Annotated in this window: 1 protein-coding gene; it reads left to right on the top strand. The window is 60.1% G+C overall.

Going from position 1 to position 434, the window contains the following annotated elements; translation table 11 throughout:
* Positions 1–142: 142 nt before the first annotated feature.
* Positions 143–434, top strand: a 292-nt coding sequence (locus DEQ92_RS23000; protein WP_147299611.1) for an Lrp/AsnC family transcriptional regulator, incomplete at its 3' end; no start/stop codon positions are given.

Raw genomic sequence — 434 nt, 5'->3', positions numbered from 1 at the left:
CTCGATGACGCGGCCGTCTTCCAGGGCCAGATAGGCGTCCGACATTACGAGAAACGCACGTGATTCTGGGGTATAAGTGTTACTTTCGTAGCTCAGTTACGAATTTCGTAATCGGTAAGCCCCCCGAGCGCGTCTGGGGGGTATGGACGATCTCGATCGCCAGCTCCTCGATATTCTCCGCCGGGACGCCCGAACGCCCTACACGGAGATCGCAGCGCAGGTCGGGACCTCCGAGGGGACGGTGCGCAACCGAGTCGAGCGCCTGACAGAGGACGGCGTCATCGAGCGGTTCACTATCTCGACGCGGACGGGAAACATCAAAGCGATGATCGAGGTCTCGGTGAAAGTCGACGTCGACACGACCGAGATCACAGAGCAGATGACAGAGTGGGATCAGGTCGACTTCGTCTGGCAGGTCTCCGGCGAGGAGGACG

The organism is Haloferax sp. Atlit-6N (genome assembly GCF_003383195.1).
Taxonomy (GTDB): Archaea; Halobacteriota; Halobacteria; order Halobacteriales; family Haloferacaceae; genus Haloferax; species Haloferax gibbonsii.
This window is presented reverse-complemented; position numbering and strand designations above follow the sequence as displayed.